Source organism: Mesorhizobium sp. M2A.F.Ca.ET.039.01.1.1, from assembly GCF_003998035.1.
Taxonomy (GTDB): Bacteria; Pseudomonadota; Alphaproteobacteria; order Rhizobiales; family Rhizobiaceae; genus Mesorhizobium.
The window spans coordinates 1-2,446 of the sequence record NZ_RZRY01000830.1; the positions used below are offsets into that span (position 1 = coordinate 1).

2 protein-coding genes are annotated in these 2,446 nt (G+C 66.6%); both read right to left on the bottom strand.

Translation table 11 applies throughout. The annotated features are described in order from the left end of the window. On the bottom strand, positions 1–1,767 hold a 1,767-nt coding region (locus tag EOA24_RS34310; RefSeq protein WP_133374767.1), incomplete at its 3' end, for an acetate--CoA ligase family protein. Positions 1,768–1,830: 63 nt separating this feature from the next. Then, positions 1,831–2,446 (bottom strand): acyl-CoA dehydrogenase (locus EOA24_RS34315; protein WP_133374768.1); only part of this gene is annotated, 616 nt, incomplete at its 5' end.

Sequence of the window (2,446 nt, forward strand, 5' to 3'; positions counted from 1 at the left end):
CGTCATCACCACGCCGAACATCGGGTCGCGGGTGAAGCCGACGATCAGCTCGGCGACGCCGTCGCGCACCATGCGCTCGGCATAGAGCCCGGTGCCGAGCGGCAGAAGGTCGTGCGCGGCGGCGCTGACGGATTCGGCATCCTTGAGGTTCAGCCTGACGGCGCCGACTTCCGACTTGTGCGTCACGCCGAGCGCCTTGAGAGCGACCGGGAAGCCGAGCGTCATGGAGGAGATCACCGCCTCGACCGCATTGGAGGCGCGCTCGCCCTTCGGCACCGACAGGCCGGCCTTGATCAGCCTTTCCTTGGCTTCGGCCTCGTCCGGCGTCACGCGCTTGGCCTCGGACGCACCGGCGGCCGTCGTGTCGACTGGCTGCGCCTGCGGCTCGCGCCAGGCCCAGCCGATGAAAGCGGCGGCCTGGGCGGCATCCATGGCTTCGGAAATGCCGAACAACGGCACCATGCCCCGCGCCATCAGGCCTGCAGTGTATTCCTCCGGCAGGTTTTCCGGCAGCGAGGAGACGATCGCGCCTTGCGCCCTGTTGGTCTTCAGCGCCGCTTCGAAGGCGCGCAGCGTCGCCCACCAGTCGACGTCCGAGCAGCGGTCCGGGCGCGGGAAGTCGAGCACCAGCATGTTCAAGTCGAAACCGCCCGACACCATCGCGGTGAAGGTCGCGGTCATCGCCGGCTCGTTGTTCCAGATGAAAGTGTGGTAGTCGAGCGGATTGGCAACCGCCACCAGCGGGCCGAGCGTCGATTTGACATGCGCGCGATGCTCGGCCGTCAGGGCCGGGAAATGCACCCAGCGCCCCTCGGCGCTGTCCGCCATCACCGAAGCCTCACCGCCGGAGCAGCTCATCGAGGACAGCTTGTAGCCCGGCAGCGGCCCGGTGATGTGCAAAAGCTTCAGCGCCTCGATGAAGGCGGGGATGGAATCGACGCGCGCGATGCCGAGCCGCCTGAGGAAAGCGCCGGAAGCGGCGTCGGAGCCGGCGAGTGAGGCGGTGTGCGATACCGTCGCCTGCCTTGCCTGTTCGGAGCGGCCGACCTTCATGGCAATGATCGGCTTCTTCAGTTCGCGCGCCCGGGCCGCCAGCCTTTCGAAGCCCGCCACCGAATCGAAGGCCTCGATATGCAGGCCGAGCGAAGTGACGCGCTCGTCCTCGATGAGGCCGAGCGCCATTTCGGAGAGCCCGGTCTGCGCCTGGTTGCCCGCCGTCATCAGGAAGGCGATCGGCAGGCCGCGCTTCTGCATCGTCATGTTGATGGCGATGTTGGACGACTGCGTGATGATGGCGACGCCCTTGCCGCCCTCGGCCAGCCGTATGCCGCCATGCTGGTCGGGCCACAGCAGCGCGCCGTCGGCATAGTTGATCAGGCCGTAGCAGTTCGGCCCGATGATCGGCATCTGGCCGGCGGCGGCGACGAGCTCGGCCTGCAGCCGCTCGCCGTCCTCGTCATAGGCCTCGGTCTCGAGGAAGCCGGCGGCAAAGCAGACGGCGCCGCCGGCGCCGCGCTCGGCCAGTGCCTTGATCACCTCGATGGTGAGATGCCGGTTAACGCCGACAAAGGCGGCGTCCGGCGCGCCAGGCAGGTCGGCGACGGAGCGGTACGCCTTGCGGCCGGCGACCTCATCCTTGGTCGGATGCACCGGCCAGATTTCGCCGGCAAAGCCCATCTTGATCGATTGAGCCACGACGGCGGCGGCCTGCGCCCCGCCGAACACGGCGATCGATTTGGGGCGCAGGAGACGTTCGAGTTTATGCATGGTCATCTTTTCGTTTGAGCATGTTCCCGTCCAAAGCCGGACCCGGCTTTGGACCATCATGCTCTAAGCTCCGAACGGACGCAGCAGCGCCCGCGAAATAATGTGTCGCTGAATCTCCGACGTGCCCTCCCAGATGCGCTCGACGCGCGCATCGCGCCAGATGCGCTCCAGCGGCAGGTCGTCCATCAGCCCCATGCCGCCATGGATCTGGATGGCTTCGTCGGCGACGAAGGCGAGCATCTCGGTGGCCTTCAGCTTGGCCATCGCCATGTCCTGGTCGGTGACGGTGCCCTGATCGTATTTCCAGCCGGCTTCGAACACCATCAGATCGGCGGCCTTCAGCTCCGTCGCCATGTCGGCGAGCTTGAAGGAAACGCCCTGGAACTTGCCGATCTGCTGGCCGAACTGCTGGCGCTGCGCGGCATATTCGATGGCGTGCGACAGAGCGCGCTCGGCACGGCCGAGACAGGTGGCGCCGACCTGCAGGCGCGTGGCGCCGAGCCACGAATTCGCGACGTCGAAACCCTTGTGCACCTCGCCGAGCACCTGGCTTGCCGGCAGCCGGCAATCGTCGAATTCAAGGATCGAGTTGGTGTAGCCGCGATGCGAGACATTGCGGTAGCCGTCGCGCACCGTGAAACCCTTGGTGCCCTTGTCGACGAAGAAGGCGGTGATCTTC